The sequence below is a fragment of the Halomonas sp. BN3-1 genome (genome assembly GCF_003056325.1).
Lineage (GTDB): Bacteria > Pseudomonadota > Gammaproteobacteria > Pseudomonadales > Halomonadaceae > Halomonas > Halomonas litopenaei.
Genome location: NZ_PYVV01000003.1, coordinates 32,277 through 58,779, shown reverse-complemented (window position 1 = coordinate 58,779; position 26,503 = coordinate 32,277). Strand labels below are relative to the sequence as shown.

The following is a 26,503-nucleotide window of genomic DNA, read 5'->3' as shown; positions in this document are numbered from 1 at the left end:
AGAGACGAGCCGGGCGCCGCCAGGGCCACGTCATCGGGCGGGGCCGGGCGCTATACCAACGCTATACCAAGCGCTATAGCCGGCCCTGCTGGGCCGCCAGGAAGATGCGTTGATAATCCTCGGCCGTAAAGGCGATGGGATTGCTTGCCGCGGACGGGTCGACCACCGCCATTTCGCCGATCTTCACCGCCTCGGCGTCATCGATGCCGATGGCCGCCAGGTCGTGGGGGATCGCGAGCCGCTCGCGCAGCTCGAGCACCCAGTCGATGGCACTTGAGGTGCCCGGCTGGCGAATATCGAGATAGCGACACAGGCGCACCATGGGCTCACCGATGGCGCGCTCGTTGGCCTTGAGCACATAGGGCATCAGGATGGCGTTCAAGGTGCCATGGTGGGCGTCGTACAGCGCCCCCAGTGGATGGGCCAGGGCATGCATGGCGCCGAGCCCCCGCTGGAAGGCGGTGGCGCCCATGCTCGATGCCACCAGCATGTTGAGCCGGGCCTCCAGATCGTCGCCGTGGGCGTAGGCCCGGGGCAGATAGTCGCGGACCCGGCGCATGCCCTCCACCGCGATGCCCTCGGCCATGGGGTGATAGCCCGGCGCGCACCAGGCCTCCAGACAGTGGGACAGAGCATCCATACCGGTGGCGGCGGTGACCGCAGGGGGCAGGCCCACGGTCAGGGTCGGGTCCAGGATCACCCGGGCCGGCACCATGCCGGGGTGGAAGATGATGCGCTTGACCCGCTCGGCCTCATCGGTGATCACCGAGGCGCGTCCTACCTCCGAGCCGGTACCGGCGGTGGTCGGCACCGCCACCAGCGGCACGATGGCGTCGCCGTCGGCGTTCTTCCAGTTGTCGCCGACATCCTCCAGCGACCACAGCGACAGGCCGTCGCGCTGATTGGCCATCAGCGCCACCGCCTTGGCCGCGTCGAGTCCGGAGCCTCCGCCGAAGGCGATCACGCCGTCGTGTTCCCCCTGGCGGAAGGCATCGACGCCGGCGATGACGTTGGCACCGGTGGGATTGCCCTTGATCTCGGCAAACAGCCCCGCCCTGAGTCCTTCGCCGGCGCAGTGATCGAGCACTTCACGCACCATCGGCAGCGCCGCGAGCCCCGGATCGGTGATCAACAACGGCGCCGTCATGCCAAGCTCTCGGCACTGCGCTGGCAGATCACGAATTCGACCGGCGCCGGTGAGGATGGCCGAGGGGTAGTTCCAGCTGGTGGTGTAGCGGCTGATATCGCTCATGGTTGCCTCAGGCGTGTTTCAGGTGGAAGGACTTGGGCCGGGTCAGGCTGTCGAAGCCGAGCCGCGACAGCGAGCAGCCGCGGCCTGAGTGCTTGACGCCGGTCCAGGCCAGCTCCGGGTCCAAATAGTCGCAGCGGTTGACGAAGGCGGTGCCGACCTGAAGCCGCGCAGCCAGCGCTTCGCCGGTGACCAGGTCGCGGGTGAAGATCGCCCCGGTCAGGCCGAATTCGGAGTCATTCATCAAGGCGATGGCCTCGTCGTCGCCGTCCACCGCCATCACCCCGACCACCGGGCCGAAGCTCTCCTCGCGCATCACCGCCATGCTGTGGTCGACCCCGGTCAACAGCTGTGGCGCCAGATAGGCGCTGCCGGGGCGCGACAGCGGATAGTCGCCGGGGTCGATCCAGGCGCGGGCGCCGGCGGCCACTGCCGCCTCCACCTGGCCCCGTACGAAGTCGGCGGCGGCGGGCTTGACCACCGGCCCCAGGCTGGTAGACGGGTCGCAGGGGTTGTCGAGCCTGAGCTGCTTCAGCCAGGCCACCGCCCTTTCGACGAAGTCATCGAAGATGGCGCGCTCGACGTAGATCCGCTCGATGCCACAGCAACTCTGGCCCGAGTTGAAGAAGGCGCCGTCCATCACCCCTTCCACCGCGCTGTCCAGGTCGACGTCGGCGCGCACATAGGCGGCGTCCTTGCCGCCGAGTTCCAGCGCCGTGGCGATAAAGCGCCCGGCGGTGGCGGCTTCGACGGTGCGACCACCGCCCACCGAGCCGGTGAAGGACACATGGTCGATGCGAGGGTCACCCATCAGGGTCTCGGTGGCCTGGTGGCTCAGGTGCAGGTACTGGAACACCCCCTCGGGGATACCCGCCTCTCGGGCGGCCTCGACCATGCGCTCGGCACACAGCGGGGTCTGGGCGGAGTGCTTGAGAATCACCGCATTGCCGGCGAGGATCGCCGGCACCACGGCGTTCACCGCGGTCATGTAGGGGAAGTTCCAGGGCGCGACGATCAGCGAGACGCCCAGCGGTTCGCGGCGGATATAGCGGGTAAAGCCGGGCTTGTCGGCCAGGCGCAGCGGCGCGAGCGCCTCAGGCGCCATGGCGATCATTGCCCGGGCGCGCTCCTCGAAGCCGCCGATTTCCCCGCCGCCCTGAGAAATGGGCCGGCCCATCTGCCAGCACAGCTCCTCGGCGTGCTGATCGCGCCGGGCGACGAAGGCGTCCACCATTGCGCTGCACAGGCGGCAGCGCTCGGCGACGTCACGCTCGCGCCAGTCCTGCTGGGCCTCGACCGCGCGGACCAGGGCCGTTTCGATCTCGGCCGCGCCGGCCTGCTCGCGCTCCACGTACACCGAGCCGTCCACCGGCGATATCGTCTGTTGAATGGCCATGCAGTTCTCTCGTCTGTCGGTTGGCGGGATGCCGGGCATCCGCGTCAGATGATCTCGATACCGGGCATCCGCGTCAGATAATCTCGAAATAGCGATCGAGCTCCCAGTCGGTGATATGCCGACGGAATTCGCGCTCCTCCCACTCCCGGGTGGCGGCAAAGTGCTCGACAAAGTCGTCGCCGAAAAGCCCGCGCGCAGGCGTCGATGCCTTGAGCCGTTGGGCCGCCTCCCACAGGGTTCGCGGCAGCGCCTGGTGCTCGGGATGGTCGAGCTCGTAGGCGTTGCCGGTGACCGCGGTATCGGGCTCGAGTCCCTGCTCGATGCCATAAAGGCCGGCTCCGATGGCCGCGGCCAGCGCCAGGTAGGGATTGGCGTCGGCGCTGCCGAGCCGGTATTCGACCCGCTGGGACTTGGCGCTGCCGGGGATCACGCGCAGGGCGGTGGTGCGATTCTCGACGCCCCAGGTGGCGTCCGTCGGTGCCCAGAAGCCGGGAATCAGCCGGGTGTAGCTGTTGATGGTGGGGGCGAACATGGCCAGAAACTCCGGCATCAGCCGCTGCTGGCCGGCAACGAAGTGACGCTGGATGGCGCTCATGGAGTGCTCGGCGTCGGCGTCGTAGAAGGCCGACTCGCCGCTCTCGAGGTGCTTCATCGACAGGTGGATATGGCCGCTCTGGCCGGGATAGTCCGGCGACCACTTGGCCATGAAGGTGGCCATCAGGCCGCGTCGCTGGGCCCACACCTTGGTGAAGGTCTTGAACAGCGCCGCCTTGTCGCCGGCGGCCAGCGCCTCGTCGACGCCGATGGCGGCCTCGAGCACGCCTGGCCCGGTCTCGGTGTGCAGCCCCTCGATGGGGAAGTCCATGCGCTGGGACAGCTCCAGCAGCTCGTGGTAGAGCTCGGCGTGCACCGAACTCCTGAGCATGGAGTAGCCCATCATGTCCGGGGTCAGCGGGCGCAGGTTGCGAAAGCCCTTCTCGCGCACCGATTCCGGCGTCTCCTGGAACATGAAGAATTCATACTCCAGCGAGCCGTGTACCGAGAAGCCCATCTCGGCGGCCCGGCCCAGCACTCGCCGCAGCAGGCCACGCGGACAGATCGCCTCGGCCCGCTCGGTGAATTCGGCCATGAACAGCAGCATGTCGCCTTCGAAGGGTACCTCGCGACAGCTCTCCGGCAGCACGCGCAACTGGGCGTCGGGATAGCCGGTGTGCCAGCCGGTGTAGCGCGTGTTGTCGTACAGCTCGTCCTTGCTGTCCCAGCCCAGCACCACGTCGCAGAAGGCGAAGCCGCCGTCGAGGGCGGCAAAGAACTTGTCGCGGTGCATGTACTTGCCGACCATCACCCCGTCCAGATCGAGAAAGCCGATCTTGACGTGGGAGAGGTTGCGCGCCTCGACCACCCGGCGGGCGTCATCCGCCGTGCGCACGTCCCTGGGATTGAGTCCTGACATCGATCACCCTCCTCATGGGCGAAGGAACAAGGGCGAAGAAACAACGGGCCGACCTTGATTGCCGGGCCGGCCCGCAACGCCCGATATCTACCGAGAGTGTCAGCTGTAGCGGTAGGGAGGTCCCGCCTGCTGCATGGTCTGACGATAGTCCTTGAGGATCTGCACCACCTTGGCGTTGCGCTCGCTCTGGCCTGCGATCTCGTCCCAGAAGCTCAGTGCCTCGTCCTCGATGGTCTGCCACTCGCTTTCCGGGATCGAGGTCAGCTCCAGCTTGCCGCCCTGGGTGCGGTAGTGGGCCTCGCCCCACCAGTACCAGTGCTGACGATAGTAGTGAGAGCTGTCCATGCACATTCTGAACAGCGTCTTCAGGTGATCCGGCAGCTCGTTCCAGCGCTCGCTGTTGGCGAAGTAGGAGCCGGCCCAGGCGCCGGAAATATTGTTGGTCAGGTAGTAGCTGGAGACGTCCGCCCAGCCCACGGTGTAGGCCTCGGTGATGCCGGCCCAGGCGATGCCGTCGAGTTCACGAGTCTGCATGGCGACCTCGATGTCCTCCCACGGCAGGGTCACCGGCACCACCCCGAAGCGGGTCAGGAAGCGCCCGGCGGTGGGGAAGGTGAAGACCCGTTTGCCCTCCAGGTCCTTGATGCTGCGGATCGGCTCCCGGGTGACAAAGTTGCAGGGGTCCCAGCTGCCGGAGCCGAGCCAGGTCACTCCCTCGATCTCGCCGTAGGCCTCCTCCCAGATTTCCTTGAGGCCGTAGTGGTTAAACAGGGTCGGCACGTCCAGGCTATAGCGCGAGGCGAACGGGAAGTAGCCGCCGAACACCGAGACATCGACCGGAGCATTGATCGAGTCGTCATCGCTCTGCACCGCGTCGATGGTGCCCCGCTGCATCGCCCGAAACAGCTCGCCGGTGGGCACCAGCTGGTCGGAGAAGTACAGCTCGATCTCCATCTCGCCGTTGGCGGCCTTGTTGAAGGCCTCGATGGAAGGCTTGATCACGTGCTCCGCCAGGGCTGGTCCTGCGTAGGTCTGCAGTCGCCAGCGGATCGGCGTCTTCGACTGGGCGTGGACGTAGGGGGCGGCCAGGGTGCCCGCCCCCACGGTGGCGGCGGTGGCGACACCGGCCTTCTTGAGGAAGTCGCGACGATTGGTCATCCGTTCTCTCCCGTTTTCGTTGTTGTTGCCTGACGTTGCGTCCGTAAAGGACGCCTGTTGTCGTCTTCTCCTGCCTTCTTTAAAGCTCCTTGCTTCACATCCCTGCCTGCCGGGCCAAGACCGCGACAGTCCTGCCTCAGTAGTCCCTGAACAGACCCGGCAGCCATAGCGCCAGCTCGGGAAAGGCGGTGATCAGCGCAAGCCCCGCCAGCATGATGGCGACGAACGGCCAGACGCTGCGGTAGATGTCGCCGAGGCTGATCTCCGGCGGGGCCATGGCGCGCATCAGAAAGAGGTTGTAGCCAAACGGTGGGGTCATGTAGGCGATCTGCACGGTGATGGTGTAGAGCACTCCGTACCAGATCGGGTCGAAGCCCAGGGTGATCACCAGCGGCACGTACAGCGGGGCCACGATCACCAGCATGGCGGTGTCGTCGAGGAACATGCCGAGCAGAATGTAGGACAGCTGCATCATCACCAGGATCTGCCAGGGGGTGAGGCCGAACTGGTCGAGGAATACCGACTCGATGGCGCGCACCGCGCCGAGACCGTCGAACACCGCGCCAAAGCACAGCGCCGCCAGGATGATCCACATGAACATGCAGGTGATGCCGAGCGAGCGGCGCACCGTGGTGTCGATCACCGCCAGCGTCAGACGGCGCTTGAACGCCGCCGCCAGGGTCGCCGACAGCGCCCCCACCGCGGCGCTCTCGACCAGGCTGGTGACGCCCATCACGAACAGCCCGGTCATGAAGAAGAAGATCGCCAGCGGCATGATGCCCGCGCGCAGAAGCTTCAGCTTGTCGGCGGTGGACAGGTTGCGCTCCTCCGGCGGCAGCGCCGGCCCCAGGCTCGGCTGCAGGCGACAGCGCACCACGATGTAGATGACGAACATCGCCGCCAGGATCAATCCGGGGATGGCTCCGGCGAGCCATAGCTGGCTGACCGGCTGTCGCGCGATCATGCCGTAGAGCACCAGCACCACGCTGGGCGGCACCAGGATGCCAAGCGAGCTTCCGGCCTGGATCACCCCGGTGACCATGATCTTGTCGTAGCCCCGGCGCAGCAGTTCCGGCAGGGCGATGGTGGCGCCGATGGCCATGCCGGCCACACTCAGTCCATTCATCGCCGAGACCACCACCATCAGGCCGATGGTACCCACGGCGAGCCCGCCCTTGAGCCCGCCCATCCATACGTGGAACATCTCGTAGAGTTCGGAGGCGATGCCCGACTCCGACAGCATGTAACCCATGAAGATGAACAAAGGCAGGGTCAACAGCGGATACCAGTTCATCAACTGGATGGCGGCGCTGAACGGCATCTCCATGCCGCCATCGCCCCACAGCAAGAGCGCCGCCGCCGCGCCGACGAAGCCGATGACGCCGAACACCCGCTGTCCGGTCAACAACAGCAACATCATCGAAGAGAACATCGTCAGCGCGATCATTTCATAGCTCATCGATCGCCCTCCGTCCCTGGCTCTGGCTTAGCAACAGCAACATCATCGACGCTCTCGACAAGGGCAGCGTAAGCGCGATCATTTCATAGCTCATCGATCGCCCTCCGTCCCTGGCTCTGGCTCTGGCTCTGTCTTAGCAACAGCAACATCATCGACGCTCTCGACAAGGGCAGCGTAAGTGCGATCATTTCATGGCTCATCGATCGCCCTCCCCGTCCTTCCGGTCCTGCTCTTCCCTGCCGTCCTTCTCCCCCTCGGTCTGCTCGAGCGGGTGTCCTCTCAGCACGGCGATATCCTTGAACAGGGTCGAGAGGCACTGGGCGAGCATCAGCGCCACCCCCAGGGTCATGATGATCTTGATCGGCGCCAGCGGCGGTGCCCAGGAGCTGTAGTTGGTCTCGCCGTACTTGATCGCGTAGCTGGTGCTGGAGATGCCGCCGGCCAGCAGGGTGGCGAGGAACACCAGCAACAGCAGCATGGTCAGGACGTCGCTCATGGCCTTGGCCCGTGGCGACAGTCGGGTATAGAAGAGATCCATGCGCACATGGTCGTCGAGCTGCATGGAGTAGGCGCCGCCCAGCAGAAAGTAGGCGACCATCAGGAACTGAGAGACCTCGACGCCCCAGATCAACGGCCGATCAAACAGGGTGCGCGAGAGCGAGGCGTAGAGCAGGACCCCGATCATCACGAAGATCAGGTACATGACGATACGACCGATACGCCGATTGAATCGGTCCACGTAGCGGACGTAGAGACGAATGGCTGCCGGCATGGGCGCTCCCGGACACAAGAGGAATCTCCTGAGTCTTGGCCCAGCCTGGCTGGACGTGCCAGTTGCATCGACTTCAACGACGTGATGACTATCGAAGCTTTCGATACTGCTCAAGCAAAGTGCAGAGAAAAGCAGCCACTGCACCGAAACCGGCCATGAAACTGGCCATCGCCGGGAAGATCCTCAGACGGAAGTGACGATCTGCTCCTCGACCCAGGGCAGCTCCTCGGTGAGCGTGGCACGAAAGTCGCCGTCCAGCAGGCGGCGGGCGTCCCGCGCCAGCTGTCCAGGCAAGCCACCGAGTTCGTCGCGCCTGGCGACCAGCGTCAACGAGCGCTTGAGCGGCGCCAGCGGCAGCGCTTCGATGCGCACCCTGAGCTGATCGAGCCCCGCCTGATACAGGCACAGCGGGGTCGTCACGGTAAAGCCGACGCCGTCGCTCACCGCCTTGAGCAAGGCGCAGGTATTGTCCAGGTGCAGCCGCGCCGGCAGCTCTACTCCGGCCAGGCGCAGGTGGCGCTCGATACTCTGGCCGATCAGCGACTGTGGCACATAGCGCACGAAGTCGAGCTGACGCGATAGCCAGCGCAGATTGTCAGCAGGCCCCGTCCAACTCGCCGGCAACACCAGCACAAAGGGCTCGTCCAGCACCCTGTGACGCTCCAGGCCGTCGTAGTTTTCCAGCCGATCGTCGGAGATGATCACGTCCACGTGCCGGGTCAGCAGCGAGTGGCCGTGCATGTGCGAAAGCCCGGTGGTCAGGGTGTAGTCACGGGTGTGGCGGCGGATGACATCGATCAGCGGCTTGCCCACGGCGGTGGCCAGCGAATCTACCAGCGCCAGGCGCATCTGATGCAATTGACCGAAGGCGCCGGTGATCAGTTCGCGGCGGGTATCCCGGGCCTCGCCCAGCAGACGGCGGGCACGGTCATAAAAGAAGCGTCCGGCGCTGGTGGGTTCCAGCGGCCGCGAGCGGCGCTCGAACAGCGCCAGCCCCAGGCTCTCTTCGAGGGTCGCCAGACAATGCGACACCGACGACTGGGTCAGGCCGAGCGCCTCGGCGGCGGCGCTCTGGCTACCGCGTTCCAGGGTCTCGACGAAGATTTCCATACTGCGCAGGTCGAAGCCGAAGCCATTCTTCATGGCGTCTCCTCGGTGGTGATGTTGTTATTGTCTCGGCGCTGTTGTCGGCTCTTGCAGGGGCTGTCGCAGAGATCCTTGACCCGGTGCTGATCCTGGTCGGTGTCGAAGCTCTACTCTGACTCCTGCGGAACTTGTCGGCCCGGCACAAGTCTACCCTGGCAAGCCGAACAACAGGGAAGTCCGATGACCTACGTCGCCAGCGCCAGCTACCACGAACGACCGTCCTCCCACTGGACCGGCTGGGGCCAGTGGATCGCGCTTGTCACCATGACCCTGGACCACCTGGCACGCTACCTGGCCACCGACGCCTGGCACCTTGGCTGGGTCGACTCGAGCGTGGGCCGTATCGCCTTTCCACTGTTCGCCGGCATGGTCGCCTGGCACGGGCTGTTCAATACCCGTGATCCGCTGCGCTACGCGCGCCGGGTGATGATCATCGGTCTGCTGGCCCAGTTACCCTACCAACTGATGCCCCGCGAGGCGCTGTTTCAGCTCAACATCTGCTTTACCCTGGCGCTCGGGCTGATGGCCGGCCACTGGCTTGAGCAACTGACCCGGCGACAGGAGGCCGGAGAGCTGGGCCATGTACGCCTGGCGCTGGAAACCCTCGGCGTGGCAACCGGCTGGTACTTTGCCGGCTTCTGGGTCGAATACGGCCACCATGGCCTGTTGCTGGTGCCGTTTTTCATGCTCGGCATGGGCCAGCTCCATCGTACCGACGACGCCCTGCTCTCGCGCCTGCTGGCGGTGGTCGGCTGCCTGCCGCTGCTGCTGGTGGCAGGCATGATGAACAGCTCCGACATGGCCAAGTCGGTGACCGTGGCCACGGTCCTGGCGGTGCTGCTGCTGGCCGCTGGTGCTCACCGGCTATGCCGCGCGCCCGGCATCGTCATGCCGCGGCGGATGTGGCTCGCATGGTATCCCGCCCACTTCGCGGTGATCGCCGCCATCCTGCTGTGGACCGGCAACGCTCAGATAATGTAACGGCACCGGCAACGCTCAGATCCTCTAGGCGTCCTGCGCCGGAAGCGCGAAGCGGCTTCTCTGTTCCATCAAGAAGACCTTGAAGGCCTGCCAGGCCGGGCTGCGGTAGCGGTCCGGATGCCACACCAGCGAGAAGTGGCGGGTCAGCGGCAAGTCATGTGACAGCGCCAGCAACTCCCCTCGTTCGAGCTCTCCCCGCACGCTCAGGTGCGACAGGCAACCCAGTCCCAGGCCCGCCGCCACAGCCTGCTTGATCGCCTCGTGCTGCCCCAGCTCCATGCGTACCTTGAGCCTCGGCACCCGGGGCAGCACCGCCGCCTCGAGCACCTCCCGGCTGCCGGAGCCGATCTCGCGCAGGATCCACGACTGCTCGATCAGATCAGCGTCCTCGACCCGGCCCTTGGCCACCAGCGGATGTCCGGGCGCGCAGACGATCACCATATGGTCCTCGCACCACACTTCGCTGGCGAGTCCCGGCTCGTGACAGCGCCCCTCGATCATCCCCAGGTCGGCGTCGAAGCGCTGTACCTCGGAGATCACCTCGCCGGTATTGCGCAGTCGCAGGCGCAGGTCGACCCCCGGATGCAGCCCGCCGAACTCCCCGGCCAGCGGCGGCAACAGATAGGTGCCGATGGTGGCGCTGGCGGAGATCGCCAGGCTGCCGTGGAGCTCGTCTCCCGGTTCCTCGGCGGCGGCGATCAGCTCGCCCAGATCATCCAGCAGCTGTTCGGCGCGCGGCAGCAGCCGATGGCCCATGTCGTTCAGGCCAAGCCGCCGTCCCGGGCGTTCGAACAGGGTGACACCAAGCTGACGCTCCAGGTCTGCCAGCGCCTGGCTGGTCGCTGACTGGGACAGGCTCAGTTGCCTGGCCGCGGCGCTGACGGTTCCCAGCCGGGCCACCGCCACGAAGACCTCGAGCTGGCGCAGGGTGATATGGGAGCGGGCGGGACTGTCTGGCGAGAAACTCATCACGGTGCTCGACGGTTGCAGGGAAGATGGCGGGGAAACGACAACGGCTCCTATATCGGCTCAGCTTATAACAGGTTTCGTTATTACACGATAATCATCTGGCATATCCACGCCTAGAATCTCCCTATCGAAGCGACGCCTCAGGCTCCACCCAGACGAGCCGGTAGCGGCGATACCCTGACACGAAGAGGAGATCCGCCCATGTGGCAAGGACTTGCGCTATGCGCACTATTGACGCTGGCCGGGCAGGCCATCAGCCGACTGCCCGGTATCGCCGACGCAGGCGTGAGTCCGCTGGTGTTCGCCCTGCTGCTGGGCATCGTGGTCGGCAATCTGCCGCTCAAGCGCACCGTCGAGGGCGCCCAGCCGGGGCTCGCCTTCGCTACCCGCTGGCTGCTGCGCGGCGGCATCGTGCTGTTCGGCCTGTCGCTGACCTTCGCTCAGGTGGTCGGACTCGGGCCCAAGGTGCTGCTGCTGGACGCGCTGATCATCACCGCGGTACTGCTGGTCGGCTACCAGATCGGCACCCGGGTGCTCGGCATGGATCGCGAGACCACCCTGCTGACCAGTGCCGGCAGCGCCATCTGCGGCGCCGCTGCGGTGCTCGCCACCGAGTCGACCATTCGCTCGAAGCCGGCAGCAGCGTCCATGGCGGTGGCCACGGTGGTGCTGTTCGGCTCCCTGGCCATGCTGACCTACCCGCTGCTGTATCCGTGGCTGGGCATGGACGAGGGACTGTTCGGGGTCTATATCGGCGCTACCGTGCATGAGGTGGCCCAGGTGGTCGCCGCCGGCGACGCCGTCGGCCCGGATGCCCTGGCCAACGCGGTCATCGTCAAGCTGGTGCGGGTGATGCTGCTGGTGCCCTTCCTGCTGGTGGTCGGCCAATGGTGGCTGCGTCAGCCGACCCAGGAAGGCGCCGAGGCAGGCGGTCAGGGTGCGGCCAAGCTGGTGATCCCCTGGTTTGCCCTCGGCTTTATCGCCATGGTCGGCGTCAACAGCGTCGTCACCCTGCCCGCGCCGCTGCACTCGGGCCTGGTGCTGGCCGGCCAGATCGCCCTGACCATGGCCATGGCCGCGCTCGGCATCAACACCCGGATGTCTCGCCTCAAGGCGCTCGGCGTGAAGCCCTTTCTGCTCGCCCTGATCCTGTTTGTGCTGCTGGTGGTCGGTGGCGGAATGGCCAGTGCCCTGCTGATGGGCTGACCGGATCGACGTAACGGGCAGGAACCCGATTCACAGCGAAGAAGGCGGCCTTGCGGCCGCCTTCTTGCGTGGTGCTGATCCATCATTGAGCAGCGATCGACTTGCGCGCTCGACTTGCCCCCTGCTACAGAGAGAATTCCTCGCCGTCGTAGGACGTCTGTACCTCGATGCTTCCTTCGACGATCTCGCCGGCGAGGCGATCGAGTTCGGCGACGATGTCGTCCTCGACCCAGGGCGCCAGCGACAGACGCACCGCCTCCGGGTTCTCCAGGCCGATACGCACCACCTCACCCGAGCTCCAGCGGCCCTGCTTGACCGCCTCGGCAGCAACAAAACCCGCCATGGACACGTTGGCGATGGCGGAGCCGGCGAACACCTCCGGGTAGTCCTCATGCCACTCGCGCACATTGCCGAACTGCCAAACGCCTTCGGTCTCCTGCATCGCCTCGATGGCCCCTTGGCGACCCGCATTCAACATGGTGAAGATGATATCGGCACCGGCCTCGATCTGGGCGCTGGCCACGTCATGGGCCAGTGACACATCGTCCTGATCGCCGGCGAAGATGGTGAGGAAGTCGGCGTCCGGTCGGGTATGCTGCAGACCGTGGTAGAAGCCCCCGCGACCCTTGAGACCCGGAGTGACGCGAATCCCCGAGATATGGCCCACCACGCCGCTTTGGGTCAGCAGACCCGACGCTGCACCGGCGAGCCAGGCGGATTGCTCCTGAAGGACCTCATAGCTCGACACATTGTCGCCGGTGACATCCCCCTGGGTGACGGAGAACAGCACCTCGGGATAGTCCCCTGCCACCGTCATCACCGCCTCGGAATTCTGACCGCCGTGGGCGATGATCAGGTCCGGCCCGGCATCCGCCAATCGCCGCAGGGCGGCCTCAAGCGCGTCGGGCTCCGGCGCTATCCCGTCCTCGTAGCTGATCTCGGCGCCAAGTTCGGCCTCGATGCGCTCGAGTCCACGGTAACCCGCCTCCATGAAGCCGCCGTCATCCTTCTGCCCCGGCAATAGCATGGCCACCTCGAAGGCATCCGCCACGGCCAGGGAAGGCGAAAGCGAGAGACCACACAGCGCCGCCATGTATCCAACTTTGCGAATCATCGAACACCTCATTACTTATTTTTGTATACAGAACGCATCAACTACTCTAGCGCCGCGGTGGCGTCATCGCCACCCCGAAACAACGACGGGCCCCGTGTTGGGGCCCGTCCTGGAGGGAGCAAAACAGCGCCTGGCTCAGTCTTCGAAGCTGAAGCGCACCTCGGGCGCGTCCGGCACCAGGGCGGCGCATTCGCGCACCCGCTCAAGCAGGCTCGCGTGATCGTCGGCGACCAGGTTGATGTGACCAAGCTTGCGACCGGCGCGCTCGCTCTTGTCGTAGCGATGAAGATGAGCGTCGCGCATGGCCAGCACCTGGCTCGGCTCGGGCTCGCGTCCGATCACGTTGACCATGCAGGTCGGCGCCCGGGCACTGGTGTCCCCCAGCGGCAGGCCCTGGATGGCACGCAGATGATTCTCGAACTGGCTGGTCACCGCGCCATCCATGGTCCAGTGGCCGGAGTTGTGCACTCGCGGTGCCATCTCGTTGGCCAGCAGGCTGCCGTCGGCGCACTGGAACAGCTCCAGGGTCAGCACACCGACATAGTCCAGCTCATCCAGCAGCGCCCGGATGTATTCATCGGCGGTGTGCTGGACGCTATCGTCGAGATCCGGCATCGGCGCCAGCGAGTAACGCAGGATGCCATCGACATGGACGTTTTCCGCCATGGGGTAGAACACCACCTCTCCGTCGCGTCCGCGCACGGCGATGATCGACACCTCGCGCACGAAGTCGACAAAGGACTCGACGATCAACCGCGGGTGATTGATGCGCTTCCAGGCATCGGCAGCTTCCGCCGGGTCCTTCAGCACCGCCTGCCCCTTGCCGTCATAGCCCTCGGTGATCGACTTGGCCACCACCGGCGTGCCCAGCTCACGAGCGGCGGCTTCCAGCGACTCGGCGCTGTCCACCAGGCGATAGGCCGGCGTCGGAATACCCAGTCGATCGAACAGCGCCTTCTCCTCGGCACGATTCTGACACACCCGGATCGCCTCACTGCCGGGGTAGACCGGTTTCTCGGCTTCGATCGCCTGGACCAGCGACACCGGCAGGTGCTCAAACTCGTAGGTGACCAGGTCGACGTCTTCGAGGAAGCTCTGGACGTGCTTCTGGTCGGTGTCGATCATCACCTCGCCGATCCCGGCGCTGGGGTGGCCGGTGGTATCGAGAAAGCGGAACCGGTTGGCCAGCGGATAGCCGGCCAGCGCCAGCATACGGCCGAGCTGTCCGGCCCCGAGAACGCCAATCTTCATGACTTGCTCCTGTTTTCCTGCGGGTACACGACGCCGTTCAGCCCTGACGAGACTCGGGCGGACGAGGATCGGGATTGTCGAGCACGGTCTGGGTCTGCTCGGCGCGGAAGGCCTCGACGGCCTCGCGAACCTGGCTGTCCCCGAGCCCCACGATCTGGGCTGCCAGGAGGCCAGCATTGGTAGCACCAGCCTTGCCGATGGCCAGGGTGCCGACGGCGACGCCGCCTGGCATCTGGGCGATCGACAGCAGTGAATCCAGTCCCTTGAGCGCCTTGGACTCCACCGGCACGCCGAGCACCGGCAGCGCGGTCTGGGAGGCGACCATGCCGGGCAGGTGCGCTGCGCCGCCGGCCCCGGCGATGATCACCTGAATACCACGCTCGGCGGCACCCTTGGCGTAGTCGAACAGCAGATCCGGGGTGCGGTGGGCGGAGACCACCTGGGTCTCGTAGCTCACGCCGAGGCGCTCGAGCATGGTCACGGCGTGTTCCATGACCGGCCAGTCGGACTTGGAACCCATGATCACGCCGACCCGGGGCGCTGGGGAAGTGGATGACATCGGCAACTCCTCGAAGAAACGACGGCGCCGCGGCAAAGAAATCGCCACGACAAGGGAACAATCGGGAAGCGGCATAGTCTAGCAGAGCCGGGGGAGCAGTACCTCTCCCTATGCGGAGACGTCGCCAGCCAGCGACAGCGCCTTTCACCCTGACTGCGCATTGGCCTGCTAGGGTAACGCTGCTGTCGCGGCCATCGCCGACACTCCACGCCGCCTGACAGGACGACCCGCTCACCCAAGGAGAGAGCCATGAAACCGACCCTGCTGCTTATTGCCGCCCTGACCTCCGGCCTGGCGCTGGCCGGTTGCGATGAGGGACAGAGCACCGCCAGCACCGCGCAGGAGGGCTCGAACGCCAGCCAGCAGAGCACCACCGAACAGGCGCAGAAAATGACGCTTGACGGTACCCTGAGCTTCGCCGAGGCCGGCCAGAGCCTGCCCGACAATGCCGAGGCCACGGTGTTGCTCAACGACGTTGCCCTCGCCGACGCCCCGGCCAGGACCATCGCCGAAACCACGGTGACCATCGAGCGCCAGGCGCCGACCGACTTCTCGCTGAGCTACGCAAGCGACGCGGTGAACCCGCGCCACACCCACAGCCTGCGTGGCGAGATCCGCAACGACGAAGGTCAGTTGGTGTGGACCAGTACCGAAGCCACTCCGGTGGAAGTCGGTGCCGACGCCGACCAGCCGCCGGTGTCGGTGGTGCTGCGCCCGGTGGGTGCCGACGGCAATGCCCAGAGCGACAGCATGCAGAAGGCCCAGGAGGCGCTGCTGTCCAGCGGTGATGAACCCACCGCCGCCGAGAAGCAGGCCGTGGAAGAGGCCGACGCCGTGGCCGAACAGGCCGCCGGCATGCAGGAGCCCAGCCAGGGCGCCGCCGCGGCGAGCGGCGAAAATGCCGACACCGGTGCCAATACCGAGACGTCGTCCAGCCAGCCGCAGTAAGCGAGCGCCCTCGACGGACCGGCTCCTCCCGATATGACAACGCCGTGCCCAAGGGCACGGCGTTGTCGCTGCTGGCGGCTGCCCTGGCGCCGCTAAGCTGTTGCCGGCGAGCGGCGAGCCTGCCAGAAGTTGAGGCTGATGATCGCCAGCATGACGGCGGCACCGGCGACGTCGAACACCAGCGACGGCAGGAACACCCCGACGATCGCCGGCAGCAGCAGCACGCGCTGCCAGATCGCCATGCGGGTGAACAGATAGCCTTCCAGGGTGGCGGCGAAGGCGCCCAGCGCCAGAAGCCCGGTGAAGCCCTTCCAGATCAGCAGCCAGACCGGCCCGCCGACGATGATCTCGGGGTTGTAGACCATGAACAGCGGCACCAGGTAGAGGCCCTTGGCAAACTTCCACGACTGGAAGCTGGTCTCCATGGGCTTGGCCCCGGCGATGGCGGCCCCGGCGAAGCCGGCCAGCGCGATCGGCGGCGTCACGTTGGAGTCCTGGGAATACCAGAACACCACCAGGTGGGCGATCAGCAACGGCACCCCGAACTCATTGGCCAGCGCCGGTCCCACCAGCACGATCAGCACGATATAGCTGGCCGTCACCGGCAGCCCCATGCCCAGCACGAGACTCGCCAGCAGCACCATGATCAGCGCCAGCAGCAGGTTACCGCCCGAGAAAGCCAGCATCATGGCCGAGAACTTGAGGCCGAGACCGGTCAGCCCCACTACCCCGACGATGATCCCTGCCACCGCACAGGCCATGGTCACCGCCACGGCGTTGCGCGCACCGAGTTCGAGGCCTTCAATCAGCTTGAGCAGACCGTTGCGACAGGCCAGCCCCAGACGCTCGGCGGTCACCGGCTGCCCCTCGCCTGGCGCCACGAACAAGAACCACACCGCAAAACGCAGCACCGCCACCAGCAGCATGCAGACGATGGCGTAGTAGCCCACTCGCATCGGCGACATGTTCATCATCAACAGCCACACCAGCACCGCCAGCGGCAGCAGGAAGTGCCAGCCGTGCTTGAGCACGTCGCTCATCTGCGGCAGCTCGTCCTTGGCCATGCCCTGCATGCCCTCCTTGAGGGCGATGATATGCACGAACAGATAGACGGTGGCGAAGTACATGAAGGCCGGCAGGATGCTGACCTTGACCACCTCGAGATACGGCAGCCGGGTGTACTCGGCGATCAGGAAGGCACCGGCCCCCATCAGCGGTGGCATGATCTGGCCACCGGTCGACGCCGCCGCCTCGATGCCACCAGCCTGGTGGGGCTTGTAGCCCAGGCGCTTCATCAGCGGGATGGTAAAGGCGCCGGTGGTGACCACGTTGGCGATGGCGCTGCCGGAGATCGAGCCCATGCCGGCGGAGGCGATGACCGCGGCCTTGGCGGGCCCGCCACGCTGGCGGCCGGTGGCAGCGTAGGCAAGATCGATAAAGAACTTGCCCGCCCCGGTGATCTCGAGAAAGGCACCGAACAACACAAAGATGAAGATATAGGTCGCGGCCACCCCCATGGGCAGGCCGAAGATGCCTTCCTGCCCCAGGTAAAGCTGGCCCACCAGGCGATCGAGATTGTAGCCGCGATGCTCGAGGATGCCGGGCAGGAACTGGCCGAGCCAGGGTAACTCGCCACGAGGCCCGGCAAAGGCGTAGAGGATGGCGATCAGGCCGATGATGGTCATGCCCAGACCCACCGCGCGACGGCTGGCCTCCAGCACCGTGATGGTGGCGATGATGCCGACGGTGATGTCGGTCTGGCTCCAGAAACCGGCGCGATTGATGATCTCGTCCAGAAACAGCGCCATGTAGCCGCCGGTGATCATCGCTCCGGTAAAGAACACAAGGTCGATCGCCCCACCCAGCACGCCCCTGTCACGCTTGGGACCGAACACCGGAAACATCAGGAACGCCAGCATCATCACCAGCGCAAGGTGGATGCTGCGCTGATAGAACAGCCCCAGCGGCTGAATCCCCGCCGAGTAGAGCTGGAACAGCGACAGGCCGACCGCCACCAGGGTGATCAGCCATAGGATGGTCTTGGGGTGGTTGGCCTGGCTGCCAGGCACCACCGGTGAAGCTGCCGTTTCGCTCATTGTCGTGATTCTCGTCAGGCCTTGCCGGCGCTTGGCCGGTCGGCATAATTCGGAATGCTGTCGCAGGTCGCAGGCCCCTCGAGGGGCCGAAGTGCCCACGCGGTTGGTGGCGTTATTCGATAGCCTGGGCCAACGACAGGCTAGTCGCGCCGCTCGAGTCCAACGCTGACCAAACGCCCCGCCGCCAGATCGCTCAGGCTGATGGGCGTGGAGGCCGCCGGCACGGCCAGGGAGTCCCCGTCCGCACAGTCGGCCCGAGCCTTGATCAACGTCTCCAGGGTCGGCTCACCACGGCTGACCAGGCGATGATCGACGCGCTTGGCGCCGACCCTCAGCCGATAGCGATTGCCGGGGACGGGCTCGTCGATGTCCTCGATCCAGTAGCCGCCCTGACCGTCGCTGACCTGGCGTCCGCGCCCGGGCACATGGTCGAGGCCCGCGGCGAAGTCCGGCAGGTGGCTACGTTCAAGCACCATGGCACCGCCGAGGTTGCGATAGCAGTCAAGCACCTCGAAGCCTTCTACCGAGTGATTCCAGGCCAGGCACCAGCCGGCGCCATCGGGCATCGGCAGTTCCACCAGCGCGGCGCCCTCGGCGTCGCGCACGCTCAAGGTAAATAGAGCATCGCTGTCGGCATCACTTGCCTGGCCAGCGCCCGCCACGGTCATCAGCGTGACCAGCCCAAGCGCAGGCAGGGCGAGCCCGGAGGCCCGCCCTGCCATGTGTCGACGCCCCGCCATCAAGGACGCTGCTTGTCCTGCACCTCGGCACCGACTTCCTCGTAGTAGCGCAGTGCGCCAGGGTGGAAAGCGATGGGTGTGGAGTTCACCGAGAACTCGACGGTGGTGTCATTGGCCGCCGGATGGATGGCGATCAGCTCGTCGGTCTGCTCGAACAGGGTCTTGGTGATCTGGTAGGCCAGTTCCTCGTCCATCTCGCTGCTGGCGATCAGCACGTTGGGTACGCCAAGGGTCTGCACCGCTTCTTCCATGCCTTCGTAGAGACCGGCCTTGAGCTCATACGGGGCAAACACCGGTTCGTCCTCGCGCGCCTTGGCGACTTCCTCGTCGCTGAGGCCGATCAGCCGAACATCGCTGGTGGTGGCCAGATTCAGAATCGAGCTGGTGGGCGGTCCCACGCTCCAGAAACCGGCATCGATATCGCCATCACGCAGGGCGTCGGCGGTCTCGTTGAAGTTCAAGCGACGCGGGTCGAAGTCGTCGTAGCTGATGCCGTTGGCTTCGAGGATGGCGCGGGCGTTGAGCTCGGTGCCGCTGCCGGGCGCACCCACGGACACGACCTTGCCTTCCAGGTCCTCCAGCGAGTCGATGTCGGAGTCGGCCATGGTCACGATCTGCACCGCATTGGGATAGATGGAGGCGATGGCACGAATGTTCTCGAGCTTGCGCCCCTCGAAGTCACCGGTACCGGTAGCGCCCTGGTGGACGGTGTCGGCCAGCGCCAGCGCCAGATCGGAGTCACCACGCCAGACCAGTCCCATGTTCTCCACCGAGGCGCCGGTCACTTCGGCCACGGCGTCGTAGCCGTCGACGTGCTTCTTGATCAGCTCGGCCAGGCCTCCACCGTAGGGGTAGTAGGTGCCGCCGGTTCCACCGGTGGCGATCGACAGCTGGCTCTGGGCCACGGCGCTGTGGCTGGCAACCAGCAGGGATGCCGTCAGGGCAAGGGTCAGTGCTCGCATGGTCTTCCTCCGTTCCTCGTGGGAACCGCTTAGAATTTATTGTGCGGAATTGAAGTGTCGATACAGCAATCGCCTAGGCAAGCTAGCAAGAGCCGGCCTCGCTTGCCACTGCAGACATTTCGACGTTTTTTATCTTTGTCTGCAATTCTCACAAGGTCTTAGAGACACTGGCCCGCCATCCTGCCCGTCGAACCCCCGAAGGGCGCGCGTCTCAGGGAGCTGGCGTCGCGCCGGCTTTTCACGCCTCAGCGTTGACTGTCGACCAGCTCGCGTACCTTGGCGACGATATGGGCACCGATCGGCAACGCCGAGGTCGCCGCCGGCGATGGCGCATTGCCTACGTTGATGGTGCGCGGCGTGTTGACGAACAGGAAGTCGTCGACCAGCTTGCCGTCTCGTGTCACCGCCTGGGCACGCACCCCGGCCGGGTAGGGCTTCAGGTCATCCAGGGTGAGACTCGGGCAGTACTTGCGCACCTCTTCCAGATAACCACGCCGTGACAGCGAGTTCTTCATCTCGCGCATGCCAGGGCCCAGATGACGCCACAGCACCTTGAGAATACCCGGATGGCTGACCATGCCGACCAGATCCGCTGCCGAGACATCACGCTTGCGATAGCCCTCGCGGGCCAGTGCCAGCACGGCGTTGGGCCCCACCGTCACGCTGCCATCGATCATGCGGGTAAGGTGGACGCCGAGAAACGGCATGCTGGGGTCCGGAATGGGGTAGATCAGATGATTGACGATGGCGTTGCGGTGCTCGGGCAACTGAAAGTACTCCCCGCGGAAGGGACAGATGGTGAAGCTCGGGGTCTGCCCCAGCATGCGCACCACCCGGTCGGCCATCAGCCCCGAGCAACTTACCAGGTAGCGACTGCTGAAGGTCTCGGTGGTGGTGGTCACCACCACTTCCTGGCGACGTTCGTCGAGCCCGGTGACCTCCCGTGAGTAGCGGATCTCGCCACCGCGTCGCTCGAACTCGGCGGCCATGGCGCGAGTGACCTCGGCATAGTCGACAATACCGCTGGACGGCACGAAGATGCCGCCGACGCCGGTGATGTTGGGCTCACGCTCTGCAAGGGCACCGGCGTCGAGCCATTCACGCTCGAGCCCATTGGCTTCGGTGCGTTCCCACAGGGCCTTCATCCGCCCCAACTCCACCTCGTTGGTGGCGACCAGCAGCTTGCCGCAGCTGTCGTAGGCGATGCCGTGGGTCTCGCAGAACGCCTTGGTGGCACGGTTGCCTTCCAGACAGAAGCGCGCCTTGAGGCTGCCCGGTGTGTAGTAGACCCCGGCGTGTATCACGCCACTGTTGTGACCGGTCTGATGGCGAGCCGGACCGTCCTCCTTTTCCAGCAACAGCATGCGCTTTTCAGGATAGGCGTCCTTGAGCTGCATGGCGGTGGACATGCCCAGAATGCCACCGCCGATGATGATGAAGTCGTACATGGGGGTCTCGTTGTCCTTGGTCTTGCCCCGCCGCCGGGACGGGACCGGATACATCGTGGGCGGCCGGGTATCGCGGGGCCCATCACCCTAGAGTACCGCGTCGGGCCGTGCCCCGCTGCACCCCTCTTCCCCGGAGGACACCTCAGCCCTGGCGCGCTCGCAGGGTGCTGCCACAGGTGAAGACACCGCGCTGGCGCATCAGCTCGCGTCTGAGCTGCGGGTGAGCCTTGAACTTGTCGCGACCGTGCAGCCAGAAGTGGTTGTTGATCAGCAGGAAGCTTCCGACCGGGTTGGGCAGGGAGATGACGCCGTCGCTCGACTCCAGCGAGTCCGACAGCTCGCAGAGCCAGTTGCCCTCCTCCAGATCACGTGGCTGGACAAACTGATCGATGTAGGCCATCACCGGGCGGCCATCACGGTCGACGTCGAATACCGGGTGAAAGACGTCGCGCACCACATTCTTGCTGGGCGGAGCCGACCAGCGCATCTCACTGAACGCCAGCGGGTGACGGCAGAACCGCTCCAGCTCGTGCCAGTCGTCCAGATGGAGCAGCCGCGAGTTGCCGCCTTCCATGTGCTGCTCGTCAATCTTCATCATCAGCACATAGTCGGTGACCTGCTCGACGAAGGTGCCGTCGTTGTGAAGCTCCATCACCCGATGCGGCGCCCGCAGATAGCTGTCGGAGGTGTCGACATTCTCGACCACGAAGCGGGCATAGTACTGACCACTCATGGCATCGAAGTTGGATCGTCCGATCAGGTGGGCAACGGCGGTGGCAAACTTGACCATGTCCTCGGCCTGCTCGACCCGGTCCAGCCCTTCCGGCACGACCTGCAGCGCTCCCTGGCGACGGTCCAGCAGGATATTGGCCAGCCGCGGCTTGAGCGTCCCCTCGCACAGCTCATCGAGTATTCCCGCGACACGAAAACGCAGCATCGACTTGTACTCCAGCGCCTGAATCGGCCATTCGGCACAGGCGTCGAGGAAGGCAGCGACGACCGACCGCTCGACACGCAGCTCCTGCAGACGCTCGGAAGAGGTCGACGGGACCAGGGTGAACCCGCGTGGATCGCGTGCGCCAGGGGCGGTGGTCTGATCATCACGATCCTGAAGCTGGGCAGAGGCAAGGATGGACATGGCAGGGCTCCGTATTGTTTTGACGTTTTGTAAAAATATCTACATTTTAATTTTTGGTCAACAAAAACCCGGCTGCCGCCGGGTGCTGATTTTCGGGACAAGGTCCAGAGTTCTTGAAGCGTCCGCCGGCCGGCAAAGCCGCCGACCGGCGTTGCGGTCAAGGCGTCAGGTGCCTTCCAGCTCACGACGCATCTGTCGCTGGCTGTAGGCCGTGCCATAGCGGCGGCGGGACCACAGGTACAGGCAAAGCCCGGCGCCCATCCAGCCGGCGAACAGTCCCCACTCGATGGGTGACAGCGCCGAGGGGCTGCCGGGCAGGTAGAGCCCGATCAGTCCCAGCGACAGCACCACCGCCAGCCAACCGACCAGGCGAGGATGGCTGACCTTGAACGGCCTTTCGAGTTCCGGCTCCTTGCGCCGAAGCACCAGAAACGAAATGGATACGAACAGGTAGGCGATGACGATGCCGAGACCACCGGCCACCACCAGCCACACCATGGCCTGGCGGCCCAGCAGAGGCGCCAGGCTCGACAAGGCTCCCATCAACAGGATGGCGTTGACCGGCGTCCTGTGACGAGGATGCAGCTTGGCCAGAAAGGCCGGCAGCATGGCGCAGTGGGCCAGTGCATAGATGGCGCGAGAGCCACCGACGTAGAAGGCGTTCCAGCTGGTCAGGATGCCGGCGATACCCGCCAGTACCATCAGGTTGGCCGCCCAGGGGGTATTGAACACCGCCCCCATGGCGTCAGGTACCGCCAGGGAGCTGTTCTCGAGCTCCGCCTTGGGCAGCATCAATGCCGTTCCCAGCACGATGAAGGCGTACCAGAACACCGCCAGGACCACCGACAGCATCAAAACCCGACCGATCTCGCGAAACGGCAGGTCGATCTCTTCCGCCGCCTGCGGGATGACGTCGAAGCCGACAAACAGGAAGGGAACCATGATCAGCACCATGGTGATCCCGCCCAGCACACCCTCTTCGGTGTTGAACAACGGTGTCAACGAAGCACTGCTACCCTCGAACAGTGCGCCGGTGATGAACATCACACCGACGGCCAGAATCAGCAGCGTCACCACCTTCTGCACCAGCGCCGCGGTGCGCACGCCAACATAGTTGATGGCCATCATGACCACCGAGCCGGCCACACCGACGGCAACCCAGGTGGCCTTGACGTCCCAGCCCGCCAGGGTCCACAGGTGACCGACGGCGTAGCCGGGGAACAGATGCTCGACCACGGTGGGCAGCGCTACCGCCTCGAAGGCCACCACGCTGAGATAGCCCAGCACGATCGCCCAGGTACACAGGAAGGAGGCAAAATGGCCCAGGGCACGGTAGCTGTAGACGTGCTCACCGCCGACCTGGGGCATCGCCGAAGCGAGCTCAGAGTAGGTCAGCCCCACCAGCACGATCACCATGCCGCCCAGCACGAATGCCAGTATGGCGCCAAGGCTTCCTGCCGAGGTGATGAAGCCACCCGTCAATACGATCCAGCCCCAGCCGACCATGGCACCGAAGGCCAGCGCCAGGACGTCCTTGCGGGCCAGCACTCGGCTCAGCTGGGCTCCGCCATTGCTGTTATTGTCCATGAGATAAACCTCTCGCCGCAGTGGTGCGTTCCCGCAGAACAGTGATTGTTGACCGGGGACAGGACGCACCGTTGAATTTATCAATCGCGCGTGCAACTTATCATGAGGATGTTTGCCGTCCGCAGCCTTCGTTTATACCTCTTTGGTCTAAGTTTGTAGGGCCTGCAGATGGCGCCATCGCCGTCAGCCGCAGTCTCCCGCGGCGTCTGCGGAATGAGGAGTTTTCGTCGCTGCGCCACGTCCAGAACGGACACCAAATTGGACTGGCAAGAGGGCAAAAAAGGTTGCATGCTGTAGGGGTCGAAAACGCCCATTGGAGTACCATGAGCACCGCAGATTCCTTGTCTCGAGCAGACGCTTCCGAACCGCCTCCTCGACGATGCCCTGACCTCGATGTCAGGGACCTGGAACAGCGCACACGACTGATGCGCATTGTTACGCGGCTTATCGCCGTATCTGATCTCGGAAGCCGCGAGATCGCACGCCGCGCGGGTCTCCCCATGCAGAAGATCAGTGATCTGCTGTCGGGACGACTGGAACACTTCACCTGCGACGAGCTGCAGGCCATTCGCCGCATCATCGACGATGGCCATCTGTCACTCTCCTGATTGGCCCGTGCTGGACGGCGCCCCGGAAGGCAATTCTGCCAGGGCGCCGCGTCTTGTTCGCGCGAGCCATTGCCCCGCCCTTCCCCTTGATCTTCATGCCATGAGGAATCATCGATGCGCCGTCTGCTAGCGGCTTGTCTGCTATGTGTGTCTGCAAGCGCCCTGGCCGATGGCCAGGCCACCCTGGTCGATGGCAGTGGCGACCCCGAGAGCGCCGTCACCGCACGCTGGATCGGTGATCAACTGCGCCTGGACTTTCCCCGCCACGCGGCCAAGGGCTATCTGCTGTTGAGAGACGGCAAGGGCCACGTGGTCACCAACTTCGGTGGTCAGACGGTGGTGCTGGGCATCCGCGATGTTCAATCCATCGCCGGGCAACTCGGTGGCCAGGACCTGTCCGACCTCGGCAGTTACCAGGCCCAGCAGGTGCTGTCGCTGGAGCCTGTCGGCACGCGGGAAAGCGTCGCCGGCATCGAGGGCGAGGTCTATCGTCTTGACTGGATTACCCAGGAGGGCGATCGCCGAGAGGATGAACTGGTACTCAGCCAGCGACCGGAGGTCATCGAGCTTTTACGGGTCGTCGACCGCTATCAGAGCATTCTGTCGGGGCAACCGGACCCGGTGGCGGCAAGGCTCGAGCAACAGGGGCTCGGACTTCTGCGTTTTGGCGACAAGTTTCAGGTGGCCAGCCTGACGGCGACGTCGCCCGATCCTGCCCTGCTGGCATTGCCGTCCCAGAGTGGCAACGTTGGTGAGCTGTTGCGTTCGGTCATTCAATAGACTTAGGGCCAGGCGCCAACTTTCCCCCTCTCCAGCACTAGATCCACAGCATACCTAGGATGGTGTACTTGATCGCGCACCGCGTGGAATAGGTGTGTGTCAATTGCGTGTAAAACCGCGAAAATGCGATGCAGGAGTCTCCAATCCACGATATATCTTGAAGGTAGCCTTCAAGACATGGTGCGGCCGCACGGCTCGATGTCGTTCCGCAGTGGTCGCACCCATCCAGTGAGAGTTGCCATGAGGCCAATCGACAAGTCCCTGCTGGAACAGATGCACATCAGCGAGGTCGAGATCCAGCGTCGCAAGGAATTCCTGAGCCTCGACGAAGCCGACCTGGCCGATCTGGCAGCGCTCAAACCCCTCATCAACGAGCATATCGAGATCATCGTCGAAGAGTTCTACGAGCGGCAGACCGAGATCGACGAGATCAGCCTGCTGATCGGCGACTCCGAGACCCTGCAGCGACTGCGCTCGGCCCAGCGCCAGTACGTCCTCGACATCTTCACCGGCTACTACGACGCGGAATACGTCAACAGTCGGCTGCGCATCGGTCTGGTGCACAAGCGTATCGGCGTCGAACCCAAGCTGTTTCTGGCCGCCATGCGCACGCTCAAGGAAATCCTGTTTCGCGTCATCGACGAGAACCTCGAGGACGTGCAGGCGACCAAGTCGGCGAAGAACAACCTCGACAAATTGATGTACTTCGATATCACCCTGGTCTTCGATACCTATATCGATACCCTGCTCAACGAGGTCCACAGCGCCAAGCGCCGAATGGAGCTCTACGCTCGCAACCTGGAAGAGAAGACCAAGGAGCTGGCCGCCTACGCAGAAAAGGACGCCCTTACCGGGCTGTTCAACAAGCGAGGCATGAGCGAGGCCCTGAACAGGGAGATCCGCATGGCCGAGCGACGTCACTCGCTGGTCAGCCTGATCTACTGCGATATCGATGACTTCAAGCAGATCAACGATACCCACGGCCACCACAAGGGTGATGAAATCCTTGTCACCTTCGGCCAGATCATGCGTGAAACGGTCCGCAGCAGCGACATCTGCTGCCGCCTCGGGGGGGATGAATTCTGCTGTATCCTGCCAGACTGTGACGCCAAGAGCGCCAAGACCATCGGCAGCAAGATTGAACTGGCCTTCCAGAGCAAGTACCCGAACTTCTCGATCAGCCTGGGCGTCGCCGAGACCGGGGATCGAGACTACCTGCGCGAGGAAGAACTGCTGCGCGCCGCCGACGCCATGATGTATCGCAACAAGGAAGCCAGAAAGCGCAGTGCCGCAGAGGCCGCCTCGAAGACCTCAGCCAAGACGTTGCCAGCCCCCGCCCAGGCAGCAGAGAAGACAACCAGCTCAACGGCCGCCCAGAGTGACGATCACTGACTTCCACTCGCCTGGCTCGGCATTGTCTCGATAAAAATTTAAATTTCTGCTAATAAAGTTGGGTCTAAAATAAAAAGCCTCGATCAGGGCA

23 protein-coding genes are annotated in these 26,503 nt (G+C 64.7%); 6 read left to right on the top strand and 17 right to left on the bottom strand.

Annotation, left to right across the window (positions count from 1 at the left end; translation table 11 throughout):
• Positions 1-73: 73 nt before the first annotated feature.
• From C9F12_RS05330 to C9F12_RS05300, 7 genes are all read right to left on the bottom strand, one after another.
• Positions 74-1,252 carry an iron-containing alcohol dehydrogenase gene (locus tag C9F12_RS05330; RefSeq protein ID WP_185696393.1) on the bottom strand — a complete coding sequence of 393 codons (1,179 nt, stop codon included), beginning with the start codon at positions 1,250-1,252 and terminating at the stop codon, positions 74-76.
• Between the two features lie 7 nt (positions 1,253-1,259).
• Positions 1,260-2,645: an aldehyde dehydrogenase family protein gene (locus C9F12_RS05325; RefSeq protein ID WP_108448233.1), complete on the bottom strand. Its 1,386-nt coding sequence runs from the start codon at positions 2,643-2,645 to the stop codon at positions 1,260-1,262.
• A gap of 73 nt (positions 2,646-2,718) precedes the next feature.
• A complete protein-coding gene (locus C9F12_RS05320) occupies positions 2,719-4,098 on the bottom strand; it encodes a glutamine synthetase (protein ID WP_108448232.1) in 1,380 nt (459 codons plus the stop codon).
• Positions 4,099-4,197: 99 nt separating this feature from the next.
• Positions 4,198-5,256 (bottom strand): twin-arginine translocation signal domain-containing protein, encoded by a 1,059-nt coding sequence (locus tag C9F12_RS05315; protein WP_045992803.1) that lies wholly within the window; start codon positions 5,254-5,256, stop codon positions 4,198-4,200.
• A 136-nt stretch (positions 5,257-5,392) separates the two neighbouring features.
• The gene (locus C9F12_RS05310) at positions 5,393-6,715 is read right to left on the bottom strand and encodes a TRAP transporter large permease subunit (RefSeq protein ID WP_108448231.1); all 1,323 of its coding nucleotides are present in this window, start codon (positions 6,713-6,715) and stop codon (positions 5,393-5,395) included.
• 196 nt (positions 6,716-6,911) lie between these two features.
• The gene (locus C9F12_RS05305) at positions 6,912-7,487 is read right to left on the bottom strand and encodes a TRAP transporter small permease subunit (RefSeq protein ID WP_108448230.1); all 576 of its coding nucleotides are present in this window, start codon (positions 7,485-7,487) and stop codon (positions 6,912-6,914) included.
• A 183-nt stretch (positions 7,488-7,670) separates the two neighbouring features.
• The gene (locus C9F12_RS05300) at positions 7,671-8,630 is read right to left on the bottom strand and encodes a LysR family transcriptional regulator (protein WP_045992806.1); all 960 of its coding nucleotides are present in this window, start codon (positions 8,628-8,630) and stop codon (positions 7,671-7,673) included.
• A 183-nt stretch (positions 8,631-8,813) separates the two neighbouring features.
• On the opposite strand from C9F12_RS05300, the gene C9F12_RS05295 reads away from it, so the two are divergent.
• Positions 8,814-9,614: a TraX family protein gene (locus C9F12_RS05295; RefSeq protein WP_108132396.1), complete on the top strand. Its 801-nt coding sequence runs from the start codon at positions 8,814-8,816 to the stop codon at positions 9,612-9,614.
• 24 nt (positions 9,615-9,638) lie between these two features.
• On the opposite strand, the gene C9F12_RS05290 is transcribed toward C9F12_RS05295, so the two are convergent.
• Entirely contained in the window at positions 9,639-10,583 is a 945-nt protein-coding gene (locus C9F12_RS05290) for a LysR substrate-binding domain-containing protein (RefSeq protein ID WP_108448229.1), read from the bottom strand.
• Between the two features lie 201 nt (positions 10,584-10,784).
• Here C9F12_RS05290 and C9F12_RS05285 point away from each other — a divergent pair, with 201 nt between their 5' ends.
• Positions 10,785-11,789, top strand: coding sequence for a YeiH family protein (locus C9F12_RS05285; protein WP_108448228.1), 1,005 nt, complete (start codon positions 10,785-10,787; stop codon positions 11,787-11,789).
• Positions 11,790-11,913: 124 nt separating this feature from the next.
• On the opposite strand, the gene C9F12_RS05280 is transcribed toward C9F12_RS05285, so the two are convergent.
• The 3 genes from C9F12_RS05280 to purE form a co-directional block, all read right to left on the bottom strand.
• On the bottom strand, positions 11,914-12,903 hold the full coding sequence (locus tag C9F12_RS05280; protein ID WP_205254632.1) for a BMP family protein: 990 nt from the start codon (positions 12,901-12,903) through the stop codon (positions 11,914-11,916).
• 135 nt (positions 12,904-13,038) lie between these two features.
• Complete coding sequence (locus C9F12_RS05275; protein ID WP_108448226.1) at positions 13,039-14,154, bottom strand: 5-(carboxyamino)imidazole ribonucleotide synthase; 1,116 nt, start codon at positions 14,152-14,154, stop codon at positions 13,039-13,041.
• 37 nt (positions 14,155-14,191) lie between these two features.
• Entirely contained in the window at positions 14,192-14,713 is a 522-nt protein-coding gene (gene purE, locus C9F12_RS05270; RefSeq protein WP_045992811.1) for a 5-(carboxyamino)imidazole ribonucleotide mutase, read from the bottom strand.
• Positions 14,714-14,962: 249 nt separating this feature from the next.
• Here purE and C9F12_RS05265 point away from each other — a divergent pair, with 249 nt between their 5' ends.
• On the top strand, positions 14,963-15,661 hold the full coding sequence (locus C9F12_RS05265) for a YbaY family lipoprotein (RefSeq protein ID WP_108448225.1): 699 nt from the start codon (positions 14,963-14,965) through the stop codon (positions 15,659-15,661).
• Between the two features lie 92 nt (positions 15,662-15,753).
• Here C9F12_RS05265 and C9F12_RS05260 read toward each other — a convergent pair whose 3' ends face one another.
• The 6 genes from C9F12_RS05260 to C9F12_RS05235 all read right to left on the bottom strand — a co-directional run bounded on the left by C9F12_RS05260 (position 15,754) and on the right by C9F12_RS05235 (position 23,632).
• Entirely contained in the window at positions 15,754-17,757 is a 2,004-nt protein-coding gene (locus C9F12_RS05260) for a TRAP transporter permease (protein WP_108448224.1), read from the bottom strand.
• A 140-nt stretch (positions 17,758-17,897) separates the two neighbouring features.
• A complete protein-coding gene (locus C9F12_RS05255) occupies positions 17,898-18,479 on the bottom strand; it encodes a DUF1850 domain-containing protein (protein WP_240184177.1) in 582 nt (193 codons plus the stop codon).
• Positions 18,480-18,496: 17 nt separating this feature from the next.
• On the bottom strand, positions 18,497-19,459 hold the full coding sequence (locus C9F12_RS05250) for a TAXI family TRAP transporter solute-binding subunit (protein WP_108132391.1): 963 nt from the start codon (positions 19,457-19,459) through the stop codon (positions 18,497-18,499).
• 245 nt (positions 19,460-19,704) lie between these two features.
• Complete coding sequence (gene lhgO / locus C9F12_RS05245) at positions 19,705-20,907, bottom strand: L-2-hydroxyglutarate oxidase (protein WP_108448222.1); 1,203 nt, start codon at positions 20,905-20,907, stop codon at positions 19,705-19,707.
• 142 nt (positions 20,908-21,049) lie between these two features.
• Entirely contained in the window at positions 21,050-22,045 is a 996-nt protein-coding gene (gene glaH / locus C9F12_RS05240) for a glutarate dioxygenase GlaH (protein ID WP_108448221.1), read from the bottom strand.
• A gap of 165 nt (positions 22,046-22,210) precedes the next feature.
• Positions 22,211-23,632: an APC family permease gene (locus C9F12_RS05235; RefSeq protein ID WP_108448220.1), complete on the bottom strand. Its 1,422-nt coding sequence runs from the start codon at positions 23,630-23,632 to the stop codon at positions 22,211-22,213.
• Positions 23,633-23,955: 323 nt separating this feature from the next.
• Here C9F12_RS05235 and C9F12_RS23025 point away from each other — a divergent pair, with 323 nt between their 5' ends.
• The 3 genes from C9F12_RS23025 to C9F12_RS05215 all read left to right on the top strand — a co-directional run bounded on the left by C9F12_RS23025 (position 23,956) and on the right by C9F12_RS05215 (position 26,412).
• Positions 23,956-24,240 carry an XRE family transcriptional regulator gene (locus C9F12_RS23025; RefSeq protein ID WP_071211119.1) on the top strand — a complete coding sequence of 95 codons (285 nt, stop codon included), beginning with the start codon at positions 23,956-23,958 and terminating at the stop codon, positions 24,238-24,240.
• Between the two features lie 114 nt (positions 24,241-24,354).
• Positions 24,355-25,020, top strand: coding sequence for a hypothetical protein (locus C9F12_RS05220; protein WP_045992818.1), 666 nt, complete (start codon positions 24,355-24,357; stop codon positions 25,018-25,020).
• A gap of 240 nt (positions 25,021-25,260) precedes the next feature.
• Positions 25,261-26,412 carry a diguanylate cyclase gene (locus C9F12_RS05215; RefSeq protein WP_052704349.1) on the top strand — a complete coding sequence of 384 codons (1,152 nt, stop codon included), beginning with the start codon at positions 25,261-25,263 and terminating at the stop codon, positions 26,410-26,412.
• Positions 26,413-26,503: the final 91 nt, after the last annotated feature.